Below are 23,534 nucleotides of genomic sequence, written 5' to 3'. Positions count from 1 at the left end.
CATCCGCTCCGCGAAGCGCCACTGCGGAGCGTCATGTCGGAGCGGCACTGGGCAAGGCGCTGCGCAGTGGTACTGCGCCGAGTCGTTGCGGACGTGCGGTGCTGTGGGGGTGCACGTCGGCGGCTGCCACCGCCGCGGGCCTGCGCCCGCCGTGGTCCCGTGGTCCGGGAGGTTCGCCCGGATCCTGGGAGCCCCTGGAGGTCGGCCGGTGGGGGCCTGCTCGCCCACCGGTTGGAAACCTGTCAGTGTTGTAAACCCGCTGTTGCGTCAATGTCAATACAGGACACAGGAGTTGGTGATGGATCGGAACTACCTCCGGAGTGCCGACGTGGTCCTGCTGCCCGGTGCGCGGACCGGTCGCGATCCCGCCCGGTCGATCAAGCCTGGCCCGCGCCGGCAGCCCGCCGGCGTGGTCGCCGCGACCCAGCGCGAGCGGCTGCTGGACGGGCTGGTCCAGACCGTCGCCGAACGCGGCTACCAGCACGCGACGGTGAGCGACATCTGCCGCGCGGCGGGCGTGACCAGGCCGGTCTTCTACGAGCTGTTCAGCGGCAAGGAGGACGCCTTCCTGGCGGCGCACCGGTACGGCACCGGGGTGGTGCTGCGGCGGATGGCGGGGGCCTTCGCGGCCGAATCCGACTGGTGCCACGGGATCCGGCAGGCGCTCGGCGCGATGCTCCAACTGCTCGCCGGGACACCGGCATTCGCGACGATCGCGGTGATCGAGATCGAGGCGGTCGGCGCGGAGGGGCGGCGTGAGCGCGAACAACTCCTCACCAGGTTCCGGGCGTTCTTCGCCGAGGTGCCCCAACTACCGGGCGGGGTACGGGTGGACGAGATGGTGGATGCCGTGGTGGGCGGCGTCTACAGCGCGCTCTACCGCGGGATCGCCTCCGGCCGGACCGATCGACTGCCCGAGCTGTTGCCGGTGTTGAGCATGTTCTGCCTGGCACCGTTCCTCGGCCCGGCGGAGGCGGCCGTCCGGCTGGGCCCGGCGGAGGCGGCCGAGGCCGTCCGGCTGAGCCCTGCGGAGGCGGCCGCACGGCCCGGGGCGGCGGAGGCGCCGGTACGAACGGTCCCGGCGGAGACGGCCGAACGGCTCGGGGCCGGGATCGGTGAAGATCCTTCGTGCACCCGTATTGACCCGGCCAATACCGGGCAGTAGCTTCCCAGTTACTTACCGCGCTCCGAACCGGACCCGCCCCGCTGCCGAGGGGCGGGTGACCCGTCGGGCCGCGCAACGCTGTCCGCGCCAGGACAACGTGCCAGTGCCTGCACACCCAATCCACCCAGAGGGAGCACACATGGCCATGTCCGAGGACGCCGCCGCCGCGGCCGACACCCCCCAGCCGGCCGGGCCGAGAAGAGGCCGGGTCCGACTCAAGCGCACCGCGCTGATGGCCGTGCCGGCCATCGCGGCCGGGGGTGTCCTGATGGCGCTCACCGCCCAGGGCGTGCTCGCCGCCCAATTCTCCATCTCCGGAATGCCGTTCACCATCACCGCCGACAAGCTCGACGGACAGGGCTTCGCCCAGTTCGGCTCGCTGGACTCGATGATCCCCGACAGCCCCAACGCGGGCTCCACCGGCGGTCAGGTCCTGGTCGCGGTGTCGGCGATCAAGACCGCGCAGATCACCAACCTGTGCCAGAGCGTCGACCTCGGCGGCGTCAACCTGGTGATCCACGCGGGCGACGGCGGCACCCCCGTCTCCGCCACCAACCTCACCACCGACTCCGATCTGCTGTCCGGCGACGCGGAGTTCACCAACATCGAGATCGGCGGCGACGCCAGCACCTTCACCAAGGCCGGCCCGGTCGGCAAGGGCAACCCGGGCGTCTTCGGCCAGCAGGCCGACACCGTCCTGCTGACCAACCTCAAGCAGCACAACTACGCGAGCACCGCCGTCGGGTTCAAACTGCCCAACCTGCGGCTGAGCTTCAGCTCCCAGGGCTGCTGAGCATGACGGAGTCCGTACCGGAGCCGGCCGGGACCGGCGAGGGCACCGCGGCGCGGGCCGAGGAGGCGGTGGCCGAGGGGACGGCCGCCGCGCCCGGCACCGCCGCCGCTCCCGCCGCCGGGCCCCCCGCCCGCCCGGCCAAGCGCGACTGGCGGGGCAGGCGGCCGTTCTGGGGCGGGCTGCTGGTGCTGCTCGGCGGCGCCGAGATCCTGTTCACCCTGCGGGCCCCGCTGCCCGTCGTCCTGCACATCGGGATGCAGGGACTGGCCGGGTACCTGGTGCCGGCGGTGATGGTGCTGTGCGGCCTGCTGATCCTGTTCAACCCGGCGCAGCGGCTGTTCTACTCCATCCTCGCCGTGCTGGCCTCGCTGGGCAGCTGGGTCACGTCCAACCTGGGCGGCTTCCTGATCGGGATGCTGCTCGGGGTGGTCGGCGCCTGCCTCACCTTCGGCTGGCTGCCCGACCAGCCGCTGCGCCGGGGCCGGCAGCGGCGGCTGGACCGCCGCGAGGAGCGGCACGCGGCCAAGACCGCCTCGGTCTGACGCGGGGGCCCCGCGCCCTGGTGACGGGAGAGCACCGGGGCGCGGGGCACCTTCGCGCGGGGCCTTCGCGGCACTTTCGAGCGGAGGCGGCCGCGGACCGGACGGCCCGCGAGCCGCGGATCAGATGGTCGAGGCGTCGATCACGAAGCGGAACCGGACGTCGCCGGCCAGCACCCGCCGGTAGGCCTCGTTGATCTGCTCGGCCCGGATCAGCTCGATCTCGGCGGTGATGCCGTGCTCACCGCAGAAGTCCAGCATCTCCTGGGTCTCCGGCAGGCCGCCGATCATCGACCCGGCCAGCGAGCGGCGCCCGCCGAGCAGCGCGTGGGCGTTGACCGACACCGGCTTCTCCGGCGCGCCGACCTGCACCATCGTGCCGCCGGTGCGCAGCAGGCCCAGGTAGGCGCTGAGGTCGAGGTCGGCGGAGACGGTGTTGACGATCAGGTCGAAGCTGCCCGCCAGCTCGCCGAAGGTCGCCGGGTCGGAGGTGGCCCGGTAGTGGTCGGCGCCGAGCTTGAGACCGTCCTCGCGCTTGCGCAGCGACTGGCTGAGCACGGTGACCTCCGCGCCCATCGCGTGGGCGAGCTTCACGCCCATGTGGCCGAGGCCGCCGAGGCCGACGATCGCGACCTTCTTGCCCGGGCCCGCGCCCCAGTGGGCGAGCGGCGAGTACAGCGTGACGCCCGCGCACAGCAGCGGCGCCGCGGCGTCCAGCGGCAGGTTGTCGGGGATGCTCAGCGCGTACGCCTCGTCCACCACCAGCTCCGTGGAGTAGCCGCCGTAGGTCGGCAGGCCGTCCTTGCCCGTGCCGTTGTAGGTGAAGACGGCGCCGCCCTCCCCGGTGCAGTACTGCTGGAGACCGGCCCGGCAGTTGTCGCACTCGCGGCAGGAGTCGACGAAGCAGCCGACGCCGACGCGGTCGCCGACCTTCCAGCGGGTCACGCCGGGGCCGACCTCGGCGACCACGCCGGCGATCTCGTGGCCGGGGACCATCGGGAAGATGCCGGTGCCCCAGTCCTCGCCGACCTGGTGGATGTCGGAGTGGCAGATGCCGGAGAACCGGATGTCGATCACGATGTCGTGCTCGCCCACGGCCCGGCGGGTGACGGTGGTCTTCGCCAGCGGGGCGTCGGGCTGCTGCGCCGCGTAGGCGGCGACGGTGCGGGTGGTGCCGGGGGTGTTCGTGGTGGTCTTCGTCGTCTCGTTCGTCATGCCCACAGACTGCGGCGCCGCGATCGGGCCAACCAGACCCGAGGTCTTCGTACGAAGCCGGGACGTAGGCGGGCCGAACGTAGGCGGGCCGGACCTACGCGGACCGTACCTACGCGGGCCGTGCCTAGGTCGGCCGGGCCTACGTCTGCGGAGGGTACGCACGGCAGTGTCACCCTCGCCCGCTCTCGGGCGCCGGATCGCCCGCATACTGCAGACATGGACCAGCGCACCGAACTCAGCGAGTTCCTCCGATCCCGCCGCGCCCGGCTGCGGCCCGAGGACGTGGGGCTGCCGCACACCACCACCCGTCGCCGGGTGCCCGGGCTGCGCCGCGAGGAGCTGGCCCAGCTCGCCGGAGTGAGCACCGCCTACTACACCCGGCTCGAACAGGGCCACGGCGAGAACGTCTCGGTCGCCGTGCTGGACGCCATCGCCCGGGTGCTGCGGCTCAGCCCGGCCGAACGCGACCACCTCGGCCGGCTCACCAAGCCCGCCCGGCGCCGCTCCGGCCGGGCCGCCGCCCGGGTGCAGCGGGTGCGTCCCGCGCTGCAGCAACTGCTGGACGCGATGGAGGGCGTGCCCGCGTACGTGCTGGGCCGCCGCCTGGACGTCATCGCCTGGAACCGGCTCGGCAGCGCGCTGCTGGGTGACTTCGCCGTGCTGCCGCCGGAGCAGCGCAACATGGCCTGGCAGGTCTTCCTCGACCCGGACGCCCGCCGCCTGTACGTGGACTGGGAGGGCAAGGCCAGCGACATCGTGGGCATGCTGCGGCTGGACGCCGGGCGCGACCCGGACGACCCCCACCTGGCCTCGCTGATCGGCGAACTCTCCGTCAAGAGCGAGGACTTCCGGCGCCTGTGGGCCACCTACGACATCCGGGACAAGGGCCACGGCACCAAGCGGCTGCACCACGCGGTGGTAGGCGCCCTCAGCCTGCAGTACGAGACCCTGCGCCCGACCGGTGACGCCGACCAGGTGCTGGTCGCCTACCACGCCGAACCGGGTTCGGCCTCGGCCGAGTCGCTGCGGCTGCTGGCGAGTTGGGCGGCGACCGAGTTCCAGGCCGGGACGGCGTCGGACGCGGCCGACTCCGCCAGCGAGGCGTCCCGGTAGGCGGCACCGGCCCGGAGGGGGCGCCGGGAGGCGGGGGGATCGGTTACTGCGTGGCCACCCGAGCAGTGCTTGGCAAGGGGTCGATGGTCCCGGGTCCGTCCGGGGCGATCGGCCCTTCTCGCGTTCGGAGGCCGCGCAGTTGACTGGACAGGACATGGACAACAGCAGCAGCACGCACCTTGCCAGCGGCACCGCCACCGCCGAGTACGACCGGCTGATCGCCCGTCACCACGCGATGCGCCTTCGCCGCCGACTCCTCGCGCCGTCCGCCTCCTCCGGCGGCGACTTCGGCTACGCCGACCACGGGCCCGGTGACGGTGGGTACGGCGGGTACGGCGGGTACGGCGGCGACGGCGGGAGCGGCGGGTACGACGGCGCCGCCGACCAGCACCTGATCCGGCGTCACCTCCACCTGGTCGCCCCGCTCTCCGAGCTGATCGACCACCTCTACGCGGTCATGTTCCGCCGCCGCCCCTACCTGCGCCCGCTCTTCCCCGACTCGATGGAGTTCCAGCAGACCCACCTGGAACGGATCTTCCACCACCTGATCGAGCACCTCCACCAGCCCGCCGAACTCGGCCACACACTCCGCCAACTCGGCAGGGAACACCGGAAGTTGGGTGTCCGCCCGGTCCACTACGAGGCCTTCGAGGAAGCCCTGTGCGCGGCGATCCGCCACCGCGCCGGCGAGCACCGGACGGAGGAGCTGGAAGCCGCCTGGGTGCGGATGCTCCGCTTCGCCGTGGGCGCGATGGTCGCCGGCGCCGACTCCGCGCTCACCGAACCCCCTTACTGGCACGCCGTGGTGACCGGCCACGAGCGGCGCCGCCCCGACCTCGCCGTGCTGCGGGTACGCACCGGCGAACCGTACCCGTACCGCGCCGGACAGTACGGCACCGTCGAACACCCGGCGCTGGCGCACACCTGGCGGCAGTACTCGATGGGCTGCGCCCCGCGCGCCGACAACGAGTTGGAGTTCCACGTCCGCCGCACCGGCCCCGACGGGGTCAGCGCCGCCCTGGTCGAGCACACCGCCGTCGGCGACCGGCTGCGCCTCGGCCCGCCGCGCGGCAGCCTGCTGCCCGACGGCGACGCCCGCGACCTGCTGCTGGTCGCGGGAGGCAGCGGCCTCGCCCCGTTGAAGGCGATCGTCGAGCAGCAGGCCGCCCACCGGCCCCCCGGCCGCCGGGTCCACCTGTTCGTCGGCGCCCGGGACCGCGCCGACCTCTACGACTGGCAGGCACTCGCCGAACTCGGCCTGCACAAGCCGTGGTTGACCCTCACCCCGGTGACCGCCGGCCGCCTCGCCGACGCCGTCGCGACGGCGGGCGACTGGCGCGACCACCTGGCCTGCGTCAGCGGACCGGTCGGCATGGTCGACTCCGTCCGCCGCCGGCTGGTGGCCGCCGGACTGCCGCTGGGCCGGGTCCGCTACGACCAGGCGCTGCAGCGTTGAGCGCTCACCGGAAGCAGTACGAGTCCGAGGACGCGTCGCCGCCCGCGAGGTGCGTCTGGTGGACGCGCAGGCCCCGGAAGTCGGCGCCGTGCGGGAAGAACCGCTCGTCGACGCTCAGCCCGCCCGCCCCGGTGTCGGCGTCCAGCTTGACGATCCAGGGCTCGATGCCGTCCGGGTAGACCTGGTCGTCCCAGGCGCCGTAGAGGGAGTTGGTGAGGTACAGCCGCCGGCCGTCCCGGCTGATCTCCACCATCTGCGGCGCCCCGCTCAACGGTCGCCCCGGCTCGGCCGGGTGCGGCGTGCGGGCGACGACCCCGCCGAGGCGCACCGAGGAGGCGAGCCGCGGGTGGAACGGGTCCGAGACATCGAACTGGAACAGCTCGCCGGTGCCCCAGGCCGACACGTACAGCCAGCGGTCGTCCACCGACAGGTTGATGTCGGTGACCAGCGGCGGCACCGCGCCGAACGGCTGCAGCGCGGGCGGCAGGTCCTCGGCCTTGGCGGGCTCGGCCGGGATCTCGATCACCTTGCGCGCGGTGAACGCCGGCCCGTCGCGGTACCAGAGCCAGATCGAGGAGGACAGGTCCTCGACGTTCGCCACCACCCCGGCGAACCCCCACTCCGCCTGCGGGTCGTGCGCCGGACGCAGCTCCAGCACCATCTGGTACTGGTCGCCGAGGTCGATCCGCTGCAGGTGCCGGCCCGAGTCCAGCTCCCAGAAGTGCAGCGCGTGCCCGTACTTGCGGCCCAGCAGCAGCTCCGGCACCATGCCGTCCTCGACCATCCACGGGGTGCCCCACTCACTGGTCACCCCCACGTTGGTGCCCAGGTGCCACCAGACGTCGTACGCGAAGTGCTGCGGCCCGCGCTCGGTCTCCCAGGCCCGCAGCACGTCGAAGGTGGTGTGGTCGAGGATCGCCACCCCGCCCGGCCCGTCCGCGCCCCCGCCGGCGCCCAGACAGGACAGGAACACCCCGTCCGGTCCGCAGTGCAGGGTGTGCGGGCGCGAGTAGCCCGCCTTGGCCGCGAGCTCCGCGGCCTCGACGGTCTTCACCAGCCGCGGGCGCACCGGGTCCGGCCGGGTGTCCATCACGTGCAGCCGGGACGAGCGGAGGCCGGGCAGGAGCAGGAAGCGCCGCTCCGGGTCCTCGTGGCAGGCGTGCGCCAGCGCACTGGAGCACGCGTTCCACCCGAAGTGGTGCAACTCGTCGCCCAGCGTGGGCAGTTCGGCGAAGTTCAGGACCTTACCGTAGGACCCCGACGCGGGATCGGTGTCCACCGTGAGCAGCGCGTCCGGTCGCCGCCCCGCCCGGTCGAACCCGGCCACGTACGCGAGCTTCTCCGGCGGCGCCGCGATGGCCTCGGAAGCCGACCGGTAGAGCGACGGATCGCTGTGCCCCTGCTGCATGCAACCTCCCCAACTCGCCTTCCCTGTACGGGAAGCGTTCCACATCCGCACCGGCGCACAGCAGGCGCACGAGGAGGGGCGGGGAGGCGCGGAGCGTGCCCCGGGCCGGTGCGCGACGGTATCCACGGGGGGCTGCCCCGCCCACCCTCCGGCAGGCTCCGAGGGGACGGCGACCCGGCGCGGTCCGGGACTCCGCCGCGCGGCCGGTGGCTACCGGCCGGTATCGTCGTGGCTCGGAACGGGTGGTCACCTGCCGCACGGAGGCAGGCGGAGCGAAGGATCGGTGCGGCGGCGATGGAGTTTCGGGAAGACATCCTGGGTGCCCCCTACGAGGCGGCGGAGCTGGAGCTGCGTCCCGACGACGAGGGCGCGGTCTGCGCGACGCTGGTGCGCCGGGTCGTGCCCGGGGCCGAGCGGGCCGTGCTGTACATCCACGGGTACAACGACTACTTCTTCCAGACCAACCTGGCCGACCACTACGCAGCGCTCGGGTTCTCCTTCTACGCGCTCGACCTGCGCAAGTACGGCCGCTCGCTGCGCCCGCACCAGTCGCCGAACTTCGTCCGCAGCCTCGCCGAGTACGACGAGGAGATCGACGAGGCCGTCCGCGTCATCCGGGAGGTGGACGGGCACCGGCAGCTGCTGCTGAACGGGCACTCCACCGGTGGGCTGGTGGCGGCGCTGTGGGCGGGGCGGCGGGCCGGCCGCGGCCTGGTGGACGGGCTGTTCCTCAACTCGCCGTTCCTGTCGATGCCGGCCTCGCAGGCCGCGCGCACCTTCGGCGGGCCCGCGGTGACGGCGATCGGGCGGCTGGCGCCGACCCGCGTCCTGCCGTCGACGATGAACCCGCACTACACGCACAGCCTGCACAAGGACCACCGGGGCGAGTGGGACTTCGACCTCACGCTGAAGCCCGCCGAGGGCTTCCCGCTGTTCGCGGGCTGGCTGTCGGCGATCCACCAGGGGCACCGGCGGCTGCGCCACGGGCTCGGGATCGACGTGCCGGTGCTGCTGATGGCCTCCACCAAGTCCATCGCCACCACCAAGTGGCACAACGCCCTGCACCACGCCGACGCCGTGCTGCGCGCCGACGACATCGCCGCGCAGGGCCCCAAGCTGGGCCGGCACGTCACGATCGTGCGGATCGAGGGCGGCATGCACGACCTGGTGCTGTCCGGCGAGAAGGCCCGCACGCAGACCTTCGCCGAGCTGGACCACTGGCTGGCCGCCTACCTGGACGTGCGGCCGGTCGGGGAGCACGCGTGACCTCCGAGCACGACGAGCCGGACGAGCCGGACCAGCACGACGGGCCCGACGAGCCGGTGCCGGTCGGTCGGCGGACCGACCTCGGGTTCGCCAAGCTCATGCCGGACATCGACCGCGACGGCGGCTGGCTGCTGACGCTGGACGGCACCCCGCAGTCGTACGTCGACCTCGCCGACCCGACGCACCTGGAGTTCGAGTACACCCGGCGGCTCGGCCACCTCGCCGACGCGCTGGCCCCCGCCGGGCAGCCGCTGGCCGCGCTGCACCTCGGCGGCGGCGCGCTGACCCTGCCCCGCTACCTGGCCGTCACCCGGCCGGGTTCGCGGCAGCGGGTGGTGGAGGTGGACGGGCCGCTGCTGGACCTCGTCGCCGAGCACCTGCCCTGGCAGGGCCCCGGCGCGGACATCACCGCGAGCGTCGGCGACGCCCGCGCGGCGCTCGCCGACGTCCCGGCGGGCTCGCAGGACCTGGTGATCGCCGACGTCTTCCACGGCTCCCGCACCCCCGCGCACCTCACCTCGGTGGAGTTCCTGGGCCTCGCCGCGGACGCGCTGCGCGAGGGCGGCTGCTACGCGGCGAACCTGGCGGACGGCCCGCCGCTGGCCTTCGCGCGGGCGCAGGCGGCGACGGTGCTGGCGGTGTTCCCGTACGTGTGCCTGGTGGCGGAGGCGTCGGTGCTGCGCGGGCGGCGGTACGGCAACGTGCTGCTGGCCGGGTCGACGGCGCCGCTGCCCGTGGCCGAGCTGGCCCGGCTGTTCGCAGGCGACATCTTCCCGGCCCGGCTGGTGGAGGGGGACGCCCTCGCGGCCCTGGTGGGCCGCACCGCACCGGTGACGGACGCCGACGCCACCGACTCCCCGCCCCCGCCGGACGGCGCGTTCAGCGTGGGCTGAGCCGCGCGTCGGGCCGGGCGGGCCGGCCCGGCCGGTGTCAGAATCGGCGGGTTCAAGCCTGCCCGAGCGCGGAGTCCACGGGGCCCACGAGGTTCACGGGGCCCACGAGGTTCACGGAGTCCACGGAGCCCGTGGGGGACTCGCGCGGAGCACGCGCGGAGCACGTCGAAGGAGCGAGCGATGACTGTCGGCGCGGACCGGCCCGAGCCGGTGGAGCGGCCCGAGTTGGAGGCGGTGCCGGAGACGGCGCTGTGGACGCTGTGGCACCGGGCGCTGGAGGCGCGCCGGCCGGACACCGTGCTCCACGACCCGGAGGCCGTCGACCTGGTCGACCGGATCGACTACCCGTTCGCGGAGCGGTTCGGCACCAACGGCACCCAGGCCCAGCTGCAGGCCCTGCGCGCGGCCTGCTTCGACCGCGAGGTGGCCGACTTCCTGGCGCGGGAGCCGCGCGGCACCGTGGTCTGCCTGGGGGACGGCCTGGAGACCCAGTACTGGCGGGTCGACAACGGACGGGCGCGCTGGCTGAGCGTGGACCTGCCCGACCTGGTGGCGCTGCGGGAGAAGCTGCTGCCGCCCGGCCCGCGCCAGCGCTACCTGGCCGTCGAGGCCACCGAACCGGGGTGGGCCGACGAGGTCGACCGCAGCCGTGAGGTCCTGATCACCGCCCAGGGCCTGCTGATGTACCTCCCGCCGGCCCGGGTGAAGTCCCTGATCGCGGGCTGCGCCGAGCGGTTCCCGGGCGGCTCGCTCGTGCTGGACGCCGTACCGCGCTGGTTCGGCCGGCTCACCGTGAACGGGAGGATGCGGTCCCACGGCTACGGGCCGCCGCCGATGCCGTGGGCGATGGACGCGGGCGAGCGGGACAAGCTCCGCACCGCCAGTCCGGCGGTGTCGGCGGTGCGGGACGTCCGGCCGACCGGCGGACGCGGGCTCGTCGGCGCCCTGCTGCCGCTCGCCCTGAGCACCCCGGTCCTGTCCGCCCGCCGCCCCTCCGTCACCGTCCTGGACTTCGCCGGGCGGGGCTAGGGACCGGGGCGGCGGAGTTCCGGGGCGGCCGCGGTCCGGTCGGAGCCACTGGAGGCCCGGTCGGCGGTCAGCTCTTCCGGACGGTGATCGCGTGGGTGGCTGCCGTTGCCGCGGCGAGCAGGGCCGCGGCGGTGGCGACGAGGACGGCGGTGGAGCCCAGGACGTCCGTCGAGGCCGGGGCGTGCTGGAGGTCGGTCAGCAGGAGGTTGACCGGCGACACGCCCCTGCCGAGCAGGGCGGCGAGCAGCAGTGCCAGGGCGGCGACGAGTGCGTAGCCCTGGCGCCGGAACACCAGGCGGGAGCAGAGCAGTCCCACGGCCATGCCGGTGAAGGCGCAGACCAGCTGGGCCTCCGTCCCGAGCAGCAGGTCGGCCGGCCGGGCGGTGTGGGTCCCGAACAGCAGTGGCAGCCCGAGGCCGGCGCCCGTCAGCAGCAGGCACCACGTGGCGGCGGTCGCGACCGAGCCGAGCAGGACCCGCAGGTGGCTGCCCGCGCCGACGACCACGATGGCGCGGTGCGGTGGGTCCTCCAGGCCGATCAGCGCCATGGTGAGCCAGGCGGAGCTCAGCAGCATGGCCCCGGCCACCGCGGAGTAGGTGGCGGGGAGCGGCCCGCTGTCGCTGCTGGTCAGTACGGCGGCCAGGCCGACGAACAGGAGCAGCGGGGCGAGGTAGCGCTGGGAGAGCAGCAGGACCGTGGACAGGTAGCGGACCAGGGCGATCACCGGGCGGCACTCCCCGCATCGGTCCGGGGGGTGTCGACCCCGGCGGCGTTCCCGGAAGCACTCCTGGTCCTGGTCCCGGTCCCGGTCACCGCGTCCACCGACCAGCGGTGCCGGAGCGCGGTCAGCAGGGCGGCGTCCGAGTGTTCCCGGGCCACCCGCAGGACGAGGTACCGGCCGCGCCGGGCGGCGTCCGCCACGCCCGGCAGGGCGTACCAGTCCACCTCGGCGGGTACGGCGCCGTCGGCCGGCACGGTCAGGACCAGCTCGACCGTCGGGGCGGTGGCCCCGGCACGCGGGCCGTCCCGCCGGGTGAGCCGGCCGTCGGTGATGGCGTAGCCGCTGCGGGCGTGCGTCTCGGTGATCGCCTCGCGGTGGTCGGTGAAGACCACGGCCCCGGCGTGGGCGGCCACGTCGTCGATGAACTCGCCCAGGACGCCGTGGGCCGAGGCGTCCAGTCCCGACCACGGCTCGTCGAGGACCAGCAGGCCGGGCCGGACGAGCAGGGCCTGGGCCAGCGCGACCTTCTGCGCGTTGCCCTTGGAGAGCGTGCGCAGCGGCGCGTCCGGGCCGCCGACCAGGGCCAGCCGGGTCAGCAGCTCGCCGCCGCGGGCGCGGGCGGCGGAGGTCGGCATGCCCCGGATCCGCCCCATGTGGGTGAGGTAGGAGATCGATGTGACGCGTTCGTGCGCCGTGAAGCGGTCCGGTACGTAGCCGACGGCCGCCGGTCGGCCCGACACCGTGCCGGACGTGGGCCGGGACAGCCCGGCGAGGATCCTCAGCAGGGTCGACTTCCCGGAACCGTTGGCGCCCACCACGGCGACGACGTCCCCGGCGGAGACCGCCATGTCGACATCGCGGAGGATCCACCGCCCCGTGCCGTACCGCTTGCCGACGCCTTCGCACCGTAACAACTCGACTCCCCACCGTGATGATCGCGCTCACGCCGCTACAGTCAGGCACCGGGCCGGGGTTCCTGTCAACACGGACCGGCACCGCGCTACCCGGCGGGGCGCCGACTCCTCGGTGGTGTCGGTCGTCCGAGGTCAGAGGCACTTTGCCGAGTCTTGAAGAAAGGGTGCCCGGCCTGGAACCATGGCCGGCGGCCGCACGTCGTACCCACGGGTGATCGGCCGGGGGGACAGGCCGCCCGGCACGTTACGCTGCTTTGAGGGGTAAAGCGGCGCCGTGCCGCCATCGGACAACTGCCGGGACCGGCCCGCGGCTCCAGGGGGAGCCTGGTCGGTCCCGTCCTGCCACGGAGGTACTGGCCTTGCACATCGACGCCTGGATCGAGGGCATTCCACCGACGGCGGTGTACGCCGTCGTCGGTCTGATCATCCTCATCGAGTCGCTGGGCATCCCGTTGCCCGGTGAGATCGCCCTGGTCACGGCGTCGCTGATGGCGGTCAAGGGCGTGGTGAGCCCGTGGGGCGTGGCGGGCGTCGCGATCGCGGGCGCGATCATCGGCGACTCGATCGGCTACTCGATCGGGCGCAAGGGGGGCAAGCCGCTCTTCGAGAAGCTGGGACGCAAGTTCCCCAAGCACTTCGGGCCCTCGCACCTGGCCACCGCCGAGCGCTCGTTCCAGAAGTGGGGCATGTGGGCGGTCTTCTTCGGCCGGTTCATCGCCCTGCTGCGCATCTTCGCCGGTCCGCTGGCGGGCGCGCTGAAGATGCCGTACTGGAAGTTCCTGATCGCCAACGTGCTGGGCGGCGTGATCTGGGCCGGCGGCACGGCGATGCTGGTCTACAAGGTCGGCAAGAGCATCGAGCCGTGGCTGGCCCGCTTCTCCTGGGCCGGTCTGGCCGCCGCGGTCGTGATCGGCGGCCTGTCGGCCTGGATCATGAAGCGCCGGGCGGCGAAGACCCACGCGAAGATCGAGGCGGAGCAGGCGGCGGCCGCCGCCACCGCCGGGGCGGCGACGGCCCCGGTCGCGGAGTGACCGTGCACTGACGACGCAGTGACAATCCGGCTGCGGACCGTGACGGACGGCCGCCCCGGAGCCATCGGGCCCTCGGAGTAGCATCACCGGAGTACCTGCCGGTCTTTGCACTCTGGAGGGCCCGATGACGTTGCAGCCGACCTGGGACGCCGTGGACGCGTACTTCTCCGAGCAACTGGTCGGGCACGACCCGGTGCTGGAGTCGGCGGCGGCCGCCGCCGACGCGGCCGGGCTGCCGAAGATCGCGGTGGCCCCCAACCAGGGCAAGCTGCTGCACCTGCTGGCGCTGACCCAGGGCGCGAAGCGGATCCTGGAGGTCGGCACGCTCGGCGGCTACAGCGCGATCTGGCTGGCCCGTGCGCTGCCCGCGGACGGCACCCTGATCACCCTGGAGATCGACCCGCGGCACGCCGAGGTGGCGCGCGGCAACCTGGCCGCCGCAGGGCTGGAGGACGTCGCCGAGGTGCGGCTGGGCCGGGCCGCCGACTCGCTGGCGGCACTGGTGGAGCAGGGCGCGGAGCCCTTCGACCTGGTCTTCGTCGACGCGGACAAGCCGAGCAACCCCGAGTACTTCCGCCGGGCGCTCCAGCTGACCCGGCCGGGCTCGCTGATCATCGTCGACAACGTGGTGCGCGGCGGCGCGGTCGCCGACGCGGCCAGCACCGACGCGGCGGTGGTCGGCACCCGGGCGCTGCACGAGCTGATCGCGGCCGAGCCGAGGGTCACCGCGACCTCGGTGCAGACGGTCGGCAGCAAGGGCTACGACGGCTTCACGCTCGCCCGCGTGCAGCACTGAGCCGGCGCGCACGGAAGCGCGCAACGGCGAGGAACGGCCGGGGAGGGCGAGGAACGGCCGGGGACGGCAAGGAACGGTCGGCAACGGCCGGAAGCAGTCGGCACCGGCAAGGAACGGAACGGAGACGGAGACATCGTGCGGATCGGACTGCTGGGCACCGGCACCTGGGCGGAGCGGGTGCACGCGCCCGTGCTGGCGGAACACCCCGGGCTGGAGTTCACCGGCGTCTGGGGCCGCCGCCCGGAGGCGGCCGAGGCCCTGGGCGCGGCGCACGGCGTGCCCGGGTACGCGGACCTCGACCGGCTGCTGGCCGACGTGGACGCGGTCTCCGTCGCGCTGCCCCCGACGGTGCAGGCGGACCTTGCGGTGCGGGCCGCCGAGGCCGGCTGCCACCTGCTGCTGGACAAGCCGGTCGCGCTGACCGTGCCGGACGCCGAGGCCGTCGCCGAGGCGGTCCGCGCGCAGAAGGTCGCCTCGGTGGTGTTCTTCACGGTGCGCTTCGGCGGCCCGCAGATCCCGTGGATCGAGGAGCAGGCGGCGCTGGGCGGCTGGTACACCGGCCGCTCGGACTGGTACGGCTCGGTGTTCGTGCCCGGCAGCACCAGCCCGTACGCGGCCTCGCCGTGGCGCCGGGAGAAGGGTTCGCTGTGGGACGTCGGCCCGCACGCGCTGTCCGTGCTGCTGCCGGTGCTCGGCGACGCGACGCAGGTGACGGCGGTGGCCGGCCCGGTGGACGCCGTGCACCTGGTGCTGCGGCACGCCGGCGGCGCGTCCAGCACGCTCGCGCTGAGCCTGACCGCGCCGCTCGCGGCGGGCGGCACGGGCATGGAGCTGCGCGGTGGGCACGGTGTGGTGCAGCTGCCGGAGCGCGGCGAGGGCCCGCACGCCGCCCTGCACCGGGCGCTGGACGCCCTGCAGTCCGCCGCGGCCTCCGGCGAGCCGCACCCCTGCGACGCGGACTTCGGGCTGCGCGTGGTGGAGATCCTCGCCGCGGCCGAGCGCTCGCTGGCGGAGGGCGGACCGGTCGCGGTCTGAGGCCGACCCCGTCCCGCAACGGGACGGGACGCGCCGCAACGGGGCAGGACGGGCAGGACGGGCAGGACGGACACGACGGCCGGGCGGGGCACCGAGGTGCCCTGCCCGGCCGTCGGCTGTCAGATGCCGAAGGGCACCGCTGAGCGGACCGTAAAGGAGCATCCGACGGGCCGGTGGTGCCCGGCCGCCCCGGCGGCCCGGCGGCCCGGCGGCCCGGTCAGGCCGGCGGCAGGGGCGGCCGGTCCGGTCCCGGGCGGCGGTCGGTGGGGCGGGCCGGGGGGATGACGGGTGCGTGGAAGTCGCGCGGGCCGGTCCAGAGCGCGGGGACGGCGTCGCTGCGCCGGGCCAGTTCGTACGCCAGGGCCTCGTAGTTGACGCGCCAGCCGTGGAAGTGCGCCCAGGCGTCCTCGACCGGCCGTTCGCGGGGGAAGCCGGCCGCGGTGATCATCGCGACGGCGCCCAGGTACTCGGCGTAGCTCAGCCGGATCGGCACGTCCGGGTCCGGGTCGGGGTCGAAGTCGATGCGCAGCGAGCGGGCGATGTCGCGCAGCGCGGTGAACCCGGCGCGCAGGACCAGCCGGGCCTCCGGCGGGGAGGTGCGCGGGCACAGGGCGAGGTGCAGGGCGGCGGCGTCCAGCACCGCGATCAGGCCGACCACCCAGCTGCGGTTCGGCTGCGGGGAGCGGAAGGACAGCAGCACGGGGTAGTTGGAGTGGCTCTCGCCGATGTCGGCGGCCAGGCGCTCCCAGTCGCGGTAGAGCTGGGGGAGTGCGGTCTCGGTGTCCACCAGGGACTGGCGGGCCAGCAGCTCGGGGCCCCAGGCGGGTTCGCCGGCCCGGGACTGCAGCAGCGTCACCTCGGTCTCGCGGCGCTGGTAGGCGGCGTAGAGGGTCGGCAGGTAGGAGATCTGCAGGGCGATCACCAGCGGGCCGCTGGCGGCGGCCATGAAGTCGATCGCGGACAGGTGCAGGCGGTCGCCGCTCGCGAAGCCCAGGGTGAACAGGCTGGACCCGGCCTCGCGGATGGCCACCGTCCAGTCGAGATCGGACGTGCCGTGCAGCAGCAGTGTGTAGGCGATCAGCATCCCGCTGAGCCACACCGTGAGCATGCCCAGCAGGACCAGCGGCGCCAGCCAGGTGAGCGCCCGGTCCTGTGCGCGGTAGCCGCCGATCGGCGCGGCGGAGAGCCGCAGCACGCCGCGCAGCACCGTCCAGAGCCGGTTCACCAGGGACGAGTAGAGCCCGCGGGGGACGACCAGGGTGCGCAGGATGCTGCCGACGACCAGCAGGAGCAGCAGCGCACCGACCACGGTGTGGATCAACCTCATGACGACATTCTGACGGGCGGTCGGAGGGAGTGCGGCGGAGGCCCGGTTCCGCCGGGCCCGTCGGCAAACATCGGCGGAGGTCGGCAGAACGGCGCCGCACGGCCTCTGACCTGCCGTCATGCTCGGTATGACGATGATCACACCAGATGTCTGCCGCCCTGGCCCACCCCCGGAGCCGTCTATCTGTTCGAAGGGGCCTTGTGTCCACGAACGGAGCGGGGAGCGGACTGTGCGTACACGGCGAGGTGACGCGACCGGGGCGGACGAGCCCGGACGACGGCGGTGGCGCCCGGTGCGCCGGATCGACTACCCGCGCCGCGGGCGGCGCGGGGTGCGCCGCTGGCTGCCGTCCTGGCGGCAGCTGCTCCTGGTGGCAGGGGTGGGGACGGTGGCGCTGACGGGCTGGCTGGCCTGGTTCTTCGTGACCACCGAGGTGCCCGACGACCTGAACTCCTTCGCCACCCAGCAGAACAACGTCTACTACTGGGCCGACGGCACCGAGATGGCACGGATCGGCGAGACCAACCGGCAGGAGGTACCGCTCGACCGGGTGCCGGAGCCGGTGCGGTGGGCCGTGCTGGCCGCCGAGAACGAGACCTTCTACTCGGACCCGGGGATCTCGGCCACGGGCATCGGCCGCGCGGTGTGGCAGATGGTCTCCGGCGGCGAAACCCAAGGCGGCTCGACCATCACCCAGCAGTACGTCAAGAACATCTACCTGAACCAGCGCCAGTCCATGGACCGCAAGCTCAGCGAAGCCGTCATCGCGATCAAGCTGGACGACCGGATGAGCAAGGACGACATCCTGGCCGGCTACCTCGACAGCAGCTGGTTCGGACGCGGCAGCTACGGCATCCAACGGGCCGCGGCGGCGTACTACGGCAAGGACGTCTCGCAGCTCGATCCGAGCGAAGGGGCCCTCCTCGCCGCCCTGCTGAAGGGGGCCGGGCAGTACGATCCGGCGCTCGGGCCGGAGAACCACAAGCGGGCCGAGGAGCGGTGGTCCTGGATCCTGGACCGCATGGTGGAGATCGGGAAGCTCTCCCGCGCAGAGCGCGCCCGGTACACGGTGTTCCCCGAGCCGAAGCCGCAGCCGAAGAACCCCGGGCTGAGCGGCCAGGTCGGCTACCTGGTGGACATGGCCAGGGCCTACGTGGAGAGCCACAGCGACATCACGCCCGCCCAGTTCGACCTCGGCGGCCACCAGATCTACACCACCTTCGACAAGCCGAAGGTCACCGCCCTCGCCGCGGCCGTCCAGGAGGCCACCAAGGGGATCGACCCCGACAACCGCGAGGCCGACAGGCTCCTGAAGGTCGGCGCCGCCTCGGTGGCCCCAGACGGCAGGATCGTCGCGCTCTACGGCGGGCCCGACTACCTCAAGCAGGGCTTCAACAACGCCAACACCACCACGGTGCCCCTCGGTTCGGCCTTCACCCCGGTGGTGTACGCCGCCGGGCTCGACCAGGGTGTCCAGCGCGAACGCGGCGGCAAGCGCACCCCGGTGACGCCCACCACCCCCTACAACGGGGACAACGGGGTGAACGTGCTGACGCCCGAGGGCCCGTACTGGGGGCGCGACGGCAAGATCGTGAAGACCGCCAACGACGGCAAGCGCAACTGGGGGCAGGTCAGCCTGCGCAGCGCCGTCGAGCAGTCCGTCAACGGGCCGATGATGCAGCTCGGCATGGACGTCGGCCTGGACCGGGTGCAGAAGACCGCCGCCGACCTCGGGCTGCTCCCCGGCAGCATGGGCGAACTGGTACCGGCCTTCGGGGTCGGCAACTCCACGCCCAGCGCGATCAGGACGGCGGACGCCTACACCGCCTTCGCAGGCGGCGGCAAGCGCACCGAGCCGTACTCGGTGTCCAGGATCACCCGCAACGGCAGCCCGCTCGACCTGCGCTTGCCGACGCCCGTGCAGGCGCTGCCGGCGGCGGTGGCGGGAGAGGTGGACGCGGCGCTCAAGGGCGCTGTCCGCAGCGGCAGTTCCACGTGGGCGGCGGAGGCCGGCCCGGACCTGGCCGCGAAGCCCGGCACCACCGCGGACCGTACGGCGGGGTGGTCCGTCGGCTACAGCGGGCAGCTGGCCACGGCGGTCACCGTCTTCCGGGCGGACCTGCGGGACCTGAAGCTGCTCCCGCTGGAGGGGCTGGGCGGGGCGGCGTCGGACACCCCGGATTCGGCGCTGCCGAGCCGGATCTGGACGACCTACATGAAGGCGGTGGGGGGACGGTAGGCGCGTCGGCGGTGGGGTCCGTGGGGCCTGTGATGTCTATGGTTCTGGTGGGGCCCGTGGTGTCACGGGCCCCACGGGCCGGCCTACTTGACCAGGCGCGGCCAGTCGGCCGGCTGCCCGGGGTCCAGCCCGCGCAGCTTGTCGAGCACCTTGGGGTCCTGGGCGTCCATCCAGTCGGCGACCTGGCGGAAGGAGACGCAGCGGACCTCCTCGCGCTTGCAGACGCTCTTCATGACGTCCTCGATGGCCTGCATGTAGATGCCGCCGTTCCAGTCCTCGAAGTGGTTGCCGATGAAGAGCGGGGCGCGGCTGCCGTTGTAGACGCGTTCGAAGCCGGCGAGGTAGCTGTCCCTGGTCTCCTTTTCCCAGGTGTCGTACTTCTTCGGGTCGCCCTTGGTGGTGTCGCCGGACTGTCCGGCGAGGTAGTTGAAGTCCATCGACAGCCGCTGGGAGTCCTTGGCGGGGAAGGGCAGCAGCTGCAGCGGGAAGTTCCAGATGCCCTCCTTCTTGACCGGCCAGACCTGGAACTCGCCCGGGGAGCTGGCGTCGTAGCGGAAGCCCTTCGCCTTCTCGGCGGCGAGCAGGTTCTTCTGGCCCTCCAGGCAGGGGGCGCGGCCGCCGACCAGCTCCTTGGTGTAGTCGAAGGGAAGGGGCGGGAGGTCCTTGAAGCCGGTGTTGGTCTTCCAGTTGGTGACGAAGGAGATCGCCTGGTCGAGCTCGCTCGTCCACTCGTCGGTGGACCAGTCACCGCCGCCGCCGGGCTGGGGGCCGCAGAAGTGCCCGTTGAAGTGGGTGCCGATCTCGTTGCCGTCCAGCCAGGCCAGGCGCAGTTGTTCCAGGGTGTCCTTGATGTGGGGGTCGGTGGCGAAGTCGATGGACGCGGAGCCGACGTCGTGCCGCGGGGGGTGGTAGAGGGAGCGCTTGGACTTGGGGAGGGTGTAGATGCCGCTCAGGAAGAAGGTCATCTGGGCGTTGTTCTCCACCCCCAGCTTGCGGAAGCGGGAGAACAGGCGGTCGTCGCCCTCCAGAGCGCCGTCCCAGGAGAAGACGACGAACTGCGGCGGCCGCTCGCCGGGCTTCAGCTTCTCGGGCTTGGGCTGCTTCGGCTGCGGTCCGGTGTCGGAGGTGGAGCCGTCGCCGAGCACCTTCACCTGGCCGTCCCAGGTGGGAGTCGGGGCGGGGGTCGGGGTTGGAGCGGGGGTGTCGGTGGGTGCCTCGGACGGGGTGCCGGACGTCGGGCTCGCGGGGGTGGTGCCGGTGGCGGTGGGTCTGCTCTGCACGCCGGAGCAAGCCGTGGTCAGGACGAGAGAGGAGACGACTCCCACAAGCAGACCGTTCATGCCGCGCGCAATCCGCACCGGACCCCCACTTCACTGACGCAAGTCAGTAGATGTTCGGATAAATGATCGAAATGGAGGGATCATCAGAACATCTTTGATCGACACCTGTCGAGGCGGGGATGCGGTAGCAACTGGCGTACGGATCACGGGGTCTGACGGTTCATCTGACTTCTCGCGCGAAAGCGCGGAAGGCTGCAGCGGCCGCGACGGTGTAGAAGCGCCTGACCCGGTCCGAGGAGCCGGGCACCCGGAGGAACTCGTTGCGCTCGCGGTCCCAGAGCCCCCAACACTCCAGCGCGACGAAGTGCGGGCTGCTGGAGTCGATCAGGCGGATCTCGAACCGGGCGGGAGGGGGCGGAGGGGGAGGGGTGGTGTGGTGGTGATCGGTCATCGCCGGGTCGCCACCTGGATGAAGCCGGAGGCCTTCTCGACACGCTTGGAGAAGTCGGCGAACTCGCCCTCGATCGGGGAGATGGCGGACTTGCTGGGGACGAGGATGGCGCCGGCCTGCCGGTCGAGGACCCGCTGCAGAGCGGCGCGGAGCATGGGTCGGTGGTCGGGCCCCTTCGTGGCGGCCTCGTCGTCCACGACGATGAGGTCGATGCCCCAGTTGAAGGCCTTGGCGTAGTCCTCGCAGGCGCGCAACTCGCGCTCGGGGAAGGAGGAGTGCTCCTTCGTCAGGTAGAGGACGACCTGGAAGGACGGCGTGGGGGTGTTGCAGGACGAGGGACCGGTCATGGGCCCACTCCTCTCCGTAGTAATTCGACTACCGGGAGTGCCCACGGTCGGCTGCGCTTGGCAATCGTTCAACTTGCCTGCGTCTCAAGTGGAATTGGGTGTGAGCCTTGAACCGCAAGGATCTTGATCCGACGGCATCCCCGCGCGAGTCCTTCGGCGCGCTGCTCCGCAGCTCGCGCGAGGCACTGGGCTGGACCCAGGAGGACCTGGCCGCAGCCATGGGGTACTCCGACAGCTACATCTCGGCGGTGGAAACAGGCCGCAAATCCACCAGCCGAAACTTCGTCAGGGCCGCCGACAAGGCGCTCGGAACGGGGCAGACGCTGGAGTTGATGTGGGTCGGGATGCGGAAGAAGGGCTTCCTGGAAGGCTTCCCCGAGCACGCCGCGCAGGAGGCCCGGGCGTCCGAGATCAGGATCTTCGAACCCAACCTCATCCCCGGGCTCTTCCAGACCAAGGCCTACGCTGCCGCGCGAGAGTCGGCGGCAGTGCAACGAGGAAGCAGCACGGAGGATCAGGCGGCGGAACGGGTCAAGTTCCTAGTTGCGCGACAGCGGCTTCTCAAGCGAGCCGATCCGCCGGTCATCCATGCAGTGATAGACGAGAGCGGTCTCCGTCGGCAGGTGGGCGGCGCTGCGACCATGCGAGCACAGTTGGAGCATCTCGCCGAGATGGCCACCAGGCCTCATGTGATCTTCCAGGTAGCCCCGTTCGCCTTGGCGGAGCATGCCCCGTTCCGCTCCGTCGTGACCTTGTTGACGTTTGCTGATCGTTCGGTGGTCGGCTACACGGAGTCTGCGGATCAGGGGTACGTCGTGCGGGAGGACAAGACTGTCAGGGCGTGGGAAAGGGCCTACGATCGGCTGCGGGTGGAAGCACTGACCAGAGCTGCGACCCTCGACCTGATCCACAAAGCCCGAAAGGAACTTTGACCCATGACCCGCCCGGACCTCTCCCATGTCTCCTGGTTCAAGTCGTCGCACTCCGACAACGGCGGTACGTGTGTGGAGGTCTCGTCCGATCTCCCCGGTGTCGTTCCGGTTCGTGACTCGAAGGATCCGGGCGGCCCTGCGCTCGTCTTCCCGATCGGCGTGTGGCGGTCCTTCGTCGCCGCTGCTGTCGCTGGTGAGTTCGGCGACGTCTGACCCTTCTGCACTCGCCGCGATCCGCGCTGTTCGTAAGGGGCTTCAAATGACGGCTCTTGAGCTGAACGCCGCCCACTGGGTGAAGTCGAGCTTCAGCCAGCAAGGTGGCAACTGCGTCGAGGTGGCGCCTGACTTCCCCGGCGTCGTTCCCGTCCGTGACTCCAAGGACCCCGAGGGGCCTGCTCTTGTCTTCACCGCCGATGCCTGGCGGTCGTTCGTCGCCGCCGTCGCCGCCGGCGAGCTCTGACCCGTGGCCCCCGGGCTGGGCCCGGGGGCAACAAATTCGCTGGCGTACGCCGCCGTCCGGGAATGATGATCACGGGATGCATGTCTTCCTGGAAACCGAGCGGCTCGTGCTGCGCCCGTTCGCCGACACCGAGACCGACGTTGACGGTCTGTTCGCCCTGGACAGCGACCCCGACGTGATGCGCTTCATCAACGGGGGCAAGCCGACCACCCGCGAAGCGATCCAGGCACGCACTCTGCCGCGGCTCCTCCACGACTACCCGGTCTTCGGCACCCGCGGCTTCTGGGCCGCCGACGAGCGAGCCACCGGTGCCTTCCTCGGCTGGTTCGAGCTGCGCCCCCTCGACGACCAGAGCCCGTTCGTCGTGGAACTCGGGTACCGCCTCAACAAGGCCGCCTGGGGCAAGGGCTACGCCACGGAGGGCTCGCGCGCCCTGATCGACAAGGGCTTCACCGACCTCCGGGTGGAGCGGGTCACCGCGAACACGATGGCCGTGAACACCGGGTCCCGGCGGGTGATGGAGAAGTCCGGCCTGTCGTTCCTCCGGAACTTCACCGGGGACTGGCCCGACGCGATCCCGGGATCCGAGCACGGCGAGGTCGAGTATGACCTCGTCCGGGCCGACTGGGAGCAGCGGCGCCCGTGACCCCGCGGCGGCCGTTCCAGCCCTGAGGGCCCCACCACAGGCTCTCGATCGGCGGCTGGCGGCCCTGTCGGTGAGTTCAGCGACATCCGGCCGCACCGTTCTGAGGTATCGCGGACGTGACCGATGTCACGCACCTGGCCTGAAACCATGTCACGTCGATCGTCGACCTCATCACACGAGTGCGGAGATCGACGAACGCGTAGGGGGAAACGCCATGGGGGATGACGGGGCGAAGGCCTGTGGGTGAGTCGACGGTCGCGAAGGCCGTCCAGAAGGTCACCGGCATGTGGTGGCCGGATGCCGACCCGGACAAGCTGCGCAAGGTCGCTGACGCGTGGGAGGCGATGGCCACGGCCATCGACAAGGTCACCGCGCCGACCAATCAGGCCGCGGCCGCCATCGTGGCCAACAACCACGGCCCCGCGATCGACGCCTTCGGCACGTTCTGGGGGCAGTACTACGGCGGCAAGGACAGTGC

At 72.4% G+C, this 23,534-nt stretch carries 24 protein-coding genes and 1 pseudogene; 17 read left to right on the top strand and 8 right to left on the bottom strand.

Translation table 11 applies throughout. The annotated features are described in order from the left end of the window. Window positions 1-298: 298 nt before the first annotated feature. The 3 genes from ACIGG8_RS31345 (at window position 299) to ACIGG8_RS31335 (ending at window position 2,500) form a co-directional block, all read left to right on the top strand. A complete protein-coding gene (locus tag ACIGG8_RS31345; protein ID WP_396552068.1) occupies window positions 299-1,165 on the top strand; it encodes a TetR/AcrR family transcriptional regulator in 867 nt (288 codons plus the stop codon). 139 nt (window positions 1,166-1,304) lie between these two features. Further along, window positions 1,305-1,958: a DUF6230 family protein gene (locus ACIGG8_RS31340; RefSeq protein ID WP_396552067.1), complete on the top strand. Its 654-nt coding sequence runs from the start codon at window positions 1,305-1,307 to the stop codon at window positions 1,956-1,958. Window positions 1,959-1,960: 2 nt separating this feature from the next. Continuing rightward, window positions 1,961-2,500, top strand: a complete 540-nt coding sequence (locus ACIGG8_RS31335) for a DUF6114 domain-containing protein (RefSeq protein ID WP_396552066.1) — start codon at window positions 1,961-1,963, stop codon at window positions 2,498-2,500. Window positions 2,501-2,620: 120 nt separating this feature from the next. Here the strand turns inward: ACIGG8_RS31335 and ACIGG8_RS31330 are convergent, their stop codons facing one another. After that, window positions 2,621-3,712: an NAD(P)-dependent alcohol dehydrogenase gene (locus ACIGG8_RS31330; protein ID WP_350525350.1), complete on the bottom strand. Its 1,092-nt coding sequence runs from the start codon at window positions 3,710-3,712 to the stop codon at window positions 2,621-2,623. A 216-nt stretch (window positions 3,713-3,928) separates the two neighbouring features. Between ACIGG8_RS31330 and ACIGG8_RS31325 the strand changes: the two genes are divergently transcribed. Further along, a complete protein-coding gene (locus ACIGG8_RS31325) occupies window positions 3,929-4,825 on the top strand; it encodes a helix-turn-helix domain-containing protein (RefSeq protein ID WP_396552065.1) in 897 nt (298 codons plus the stop codon). A gap of 154 nt (window positions 4,826-4,979) precedes the next feature. Further along, window positions 4,980-6,281 carry a globin domain-containing protein gene (locus ACIGG8_RS31320; RefSeq protein ID WP_396552064.1) on the top strand — a complete coding sequence of 434 codons (1,302 nt, stop codon included), beginning with the start codon at window positions 4,980-4,982 and terminating at the stop codon, window positions 6,279-6,281. Between the two features lie 4 nt (window positions 6,282-6,285). Here the strand turns inward: ACIGG8_RS31320 and ACIGG8_RS31315 are convergent, their stop codons facing one another. After that, window positions 6,286-7,689 (bottom strand): selenium-binding protein SBP56-related protein, encoded by a 1,404-nt coding sequence (locus ACIGG8_RS31315; RefSeq protein ID WP_396552063.1) that lies wholly within the window; start codon window positions 7,687-7,689, stop codon window positions 6,286-6,288. A 294-nt stretch (window positions 7,690-7,983) separates the two neighbouring features. Here ACIGG8_RS31315 and ACIGG8_RS31310 point away from each other — a divergent pair, with 294 nt between their 5' ends. The 3 genes from ACIGG8_RS31310 to ACIGG8_RS31300 all read left to right on the top strand — a co-directional run bounded on the left by ACIGG8_RS31310 (window position 7,984) and on the right by ACIGG8_RS31300 (window position 10,877). After that, window positions 7,984-8,955: an alpha/beta hydrolase gene (locus ACIGG8_RS31310; protein ID WP_396552062.1), complete on the top strand. Its 972-nt coding sequence runs from the start codon at window positions 7,984-7,986 to the stop codon at window positions 8,953-8,955. 98 nt (window positions 8,956-9,053) lie between these two features. Then, a complete protein-coding gene (locus tag ACIGG8_RS31305; RefSeq protein ID WP_396552115.1) occupies window positions 9,054-9,848 on the top strand; it encodes a spermidine synthase in 795 nt (264 codons plus the stop codon). A gap of 180 nt (window positions 9,849-10,028) precedes the next feature. Continuing rightward, window positions 10,029-10,877: a class I SAM-dependent methyltransferase gene (locus ACIGG8_RS31300; RefSeq protein WP_396552061.1), complete on the top strand. Its 849-nt coding sequence runs from the start codon at window positions 10,029-10,031 to the stop codon at window positions 10,875-10,877. A 67-nt stretch (window positions 10,878-10,944) separates the two neighbouring features. On the opposite strand, the gene ACIGG8_RS31295 is transcribed toward ACIGG8_RS31300, so the two are convergent. Further along, entirely contained in the window at window positions 10,945-11,601 is a 657-nt protein-coding gene (locus ACIGG8_RS31295) for a hypothetical protein (RefSeq protein WP_396552060.1), read from the bottom strand. Then, the gene (locus ACIGG8_RS31290; protein WP_396552059.1) at window positions 11,598-12,446 is read right to left on the bottom strand and encodes an ATP-binding cassette domain-containing protein; all 849 of its coding nucleotides are present in this window, start codon (window positions 12,444-12,446) and stop codon (window positions 11,598-11,600) included. The genes ACIGG8_RS31295 and ACIGG8_RS31290 overlap by 4 nt, the downstream gene beginning before the upstream one ends. Window positions 12,447-12,871: 425 nt before the next feature. On the opposite strand from ACIGG8_RS31290, the gene ACIGG8_RS31285 reads away from it, so the two are divergent. The 3 genes from ACIGG8_RS31285 to ACIGG8_RS31275 all read left to right on the top strand — a co-directional run bounded on the left by ACIGG8_RS31285 (window position 12,872) and on the right by ACIGG8_RS31275 (window position 15,374). After that, window positions 12,872-13,543, top strand: a complete 672-nt coding sequence (locus ACIGG8_RS31285) for a DedA family protein (RefSeq protein WP_350525334.1) — start codon at window positions 12,872-12,874, stop codon at window positions 13,541-13,543. A gap of 124 nt (window positions 13,544-13,667) precedes the next feature. After that, complete coding sequence (locus tag ACIGG8_RS31280; protein WP_396552058.1) at window positions 13,668-14,339, top strand: O-methyltransferase; 672 nt, start codon at window positions 13,668-13,670, stop codon at window positions 14,337-14,339. A 135-nt stretch (window positions 14,340-14,474) separates the two neighbouring features. Further along, the gene (locus ACIGG8_RS31275) at window positions 14,475-15,374 is read left to right on the top strand and encodes a Gfo/Idh/MocA family protein (protein WP_396552057.1); all 900 of its coding nucleotides are present in this window, start codon (window positions 14,475-14,477) and stop codon (window positions 15,372-15,374) included. Between the two features lie 217 nt (window positions 15,375-15,591). On the opposite strand, the gene ACIGG8_RS31270 is transcribed toward ACIGG8_RS31275, so the two are convergent. Further along, entirely contained in the window at window positions 15,592-16,701 is a 1,110-nt protein-coding gene (locus ACIGG8_RS31270; protein WP_396552056.1) for a hypothetical protein, read from the bottom strand. A 229-nt stretch (window positions 16,702-16,930) separates the two neighbouring features. Between ACIGG8_RS31270 and ACIGG8_RS31265 the strand changes: the two genes are divergently transcribed. Further along, a complete protein-coding gene (locus ACIGG8_RS31265; RefSeq protein ID WP_396552055.1) occupies window positions 16,931-18,940 on the top strand; it encodes a transglycosylase domain-containing protein in 2,010 nt (669 codons plus the stop codon). An 83-nt stretch (window positions 18,941-19,023) separates the two neighbouring features. On the opposite strand, the gene ACIGG8_RS31260 is transcribed toward ACIGG8_RS31265, so the two are convergent. The 3 genes from ACIGG8_RS31260 to ACIGG8_RS31250 form a co-directional block, all read right to left on the bottom strand. After that, window positions 19,024-20,280: a hypothetical protein gene (locus tag ACIGG8_RS31260; RefSeq protein ID WP_396552054.1), complete on the bottom strand. Its 1,257-nt coding sequence runs from the start codon at window positions 20,278-20,280 to the stop codon at window positions 19,024-19,026. A gap of 160 nt (window positions 20,281-20,440) precedes the next feature. Continuing rightward, complete coding sequence (locus ACIGG8_RS31255) at window positions 20,441-20,671, bottom strand: hypothetical protein (RefSeq protein ID WP_396552053.1); 231 nt, start codon at window positions 20,669-20,671, stop codon at window positions 20,441-20,443. Continuing rightward, window positions 20,668-21,018: a hypothetical protein gene (locus tag ACIGG8_RS31250; protein ID WP_396552052.1), complete on the bottom strand. Its 351-nt coding sequence runs from the start codon at window positions 21,016-21,018 to the stop codon at window positions 20,668-20,670. The genes ACIGG8_RS31255 and ACIGG8_RS31250 overlap by 4 nt, the downstream gene beginning before the upstream one ends. Before the next feature lie 107 nt (window positions 21,019-21,125). Here ACIGG8_RS31250 and ACIGG8_RS31245 point away from each other — a divergent pair, with 107 nt between their 5' ends. The 5 genes and pseudogenes from ACIGG8_RS31245 to ACIGG8_RS31225 form a co-directional block, all read left to right on the top strand. Further along, a complete protein-coding gene (locus ACIGG8_RS31245) occupies window positions 21,126-21,950 on the top strand; it encodes a Scr1 family TA system antitoxin-like transcriptional regulator (RefSeq protein WP_396552051.1) in 825 nt (274 codons plus the stop codon). Between the two features lie 3 nt (window positions 21,951-21,953). Beyond that, entirely contained in the window at window positions 21,954-22,163 is a 210-nt protein-coding gene (locus ACIGG8_RS31240; RefSeq protein WP_396552050.1) for a DUF397 domain-containing protein, read from the top strand. 46 nt (window positions 22,164-22,209) lie between these two features. Next, a complete protein-coding gene (locus ACIGG8_RS31235; RefSeq protein ID WP_396552049.1) occupies window positions 22,210-22,410 on the top strand; it encodes a DUF397 domain-containing protein in 201 nt (66 codons plus the stop codon). A gap of 76 nt (window positions 22,411-22,486) precedes the next feature. Beyond that, window positions 22,487-23,056 carry a GNAT family N-acetyltransferase gene (locus ACIGG8_RS31230; protein WP_396552048.1) on the top strand — a complete coding sequence of 190 codons (570 nt, stop codon included), beginning with the start codon at window positions 22,487-22,489 and terminating at the stop codon, window positions 23,054-23,056. Window positions 23,057-23,295: 239 nt separating this feature from the next. Beyond that, window positions 23,296-23,534 (top strand): annotated as a pseudogene (locus tag ACIGG8_RS31225) (hypothetical protein); the annotation flags it as partial.

This window comes from Kitasatospora sp. NPDC085464 (assembly GCF_044541955.1).
GTDB lineage: Bacteria > Actinomycetota > Actinomycetes > Streptomycetales > Streptomycetaceae > Kitasatospora.
This window is presented reverse-complemented; position numbering and strand designations above follow the sequence as displayed.

Bases quoted from the DNA above. Each gene is read 5' to 3' on its own strand.
- ACIGG8_RS31280 (WP_396552058.1), top strand. From the start codon at position 13,668: ATGACGTTGCAGCCGACCTGGGACGCCGTGGACGCGTACTTCTCCGAG.
- ACIGG8_RS31270 (WP_396552056.1), bottom strand. From the start codon at position 16,701: ATGAGGTTGATCCACACCGTGGTCGGTGCGCTGCTGCTCCTGCTGGTC.
- ACIGG8_RS31320 (WP_396552064.1), top strand. From the start codon at position 4,980: ATGGACAACAGCAGCAGCACGCACCTTGCCAGCGGCACCGCCACCGCC.
- ACIGG8_RS31260 (WP_396552054.1), bottom strand. From the start codon at position 20,280: ATGAACGGTCTGCTTGTGGGAGTCGTCTCCTCTCTCGTCCTGACCACG.
- ACIGG8_RS31255 (WP_396552053.1), bottom strand. From the start codon at position 20,671: ATGACCGATCACCACCACACCACCCCTCCCCCTCCGCCCCCTCCCGCC.
- ACIGG8_RS31235 (WP_396552049.1), top strand. From the start codon at position 22,210: ATGACGGCTCTTGAGCTGAACGCCGCCCACTGGGTGAAGTCGAGCTTC.
- ACIGG8_RS31290 (WP_396552059.1), bottom strand. From the start codon at position 12,446: ATGGCGGTCTCCGCCGGGGACGTCGTCGCCGTGGTGGGCGCCAACGGT.
- ACIGG8_RS31250 (WP_396552052.1), bottom strand. From the start codon at position 21,018: ATGACCGGTCCCTCGTCCTGCAACACCCCCACGCCGTCCTTCCAGGTC.
- ACIGG8_RS31305 (WP_396552115.1), top strand. From the start codon at position 9,054: ATGCCGGACATCGACCGCGACGGCGGCTGGCTGCTGACGCTGGACGGC.
- ACIGG8_RS31330 (WP_350525350.1), bottom strand. From the start codon at position 3,712: ATGACGAACGAGACGACGAAGACCACCACGAACACCCCCGGCACCACC.
- ACIGG8_RS31315 (WP_396552063.1), bottom strand. From the start codon at position 7,689: ATGCAGCAGGGGCACAGCGATCCGTCGCTCTACCGGTCGGCTTCCGAG.
- ACIGG8_RS31310 (WP_396552062.1), top strand. From the start codon at position 7,984: ATGGAGTTTCGGGAAGACATCCTGGGTGCCCCCTACGAGGCGGCGGAG.
- ACIGG8_RS31340 (WP_396552067.1), top strand. From the start codon at position 1,305: ATGGCCATGTCCGAGGACGCCGCCGCCGCGGCCGACACCCCCCAGCCG.
- ACIGG8_RS31325 (WP_396552065.1), top strand. From the start codon at position 3,929: ATGGACCAGCGCACCGAACTCAGCGAGTTCCTCCGATCCCGCCGCGCC.
- ACIGG8_RS31345 (WP_396552068.1), top strand. From the start codon at position 299: ATGGATCGGAACTACCTCCGGAGTGCCGACGTGGTCCTGCTGCCCGGT.
- ACIGG8_RS31240 (WP_396552050.1), top strand. From the start codon at position 21,954: ATGACCCGCCCGGACCTCTCCCATGTCTCCTGGTTCAAGTCGTCGCAC.
- ACIGG8_RS31230 (WP_396552048.1), top strand. From the start codon at position 22,487: ATGCATGTCTTCCTGGAAACCGAGCGGCTCGTGCTGCGCCCGTTCGCC.
- ACIGG8_RS31335 (WP_396552066.1), top strand. From the start codon at position 1,961: ATGACGGAGTCCGTACCGGAGCCGGCCGGGACCGGCGAGGGCACCGCG.
- ACIGG8_RS31300 (WP_396552061.1), top strand. From the start codon at position 10,029: ATGACTGTCGGCGCGGACCGGCCCGAGCCGGTGGAGCGGCCCGAGTTG.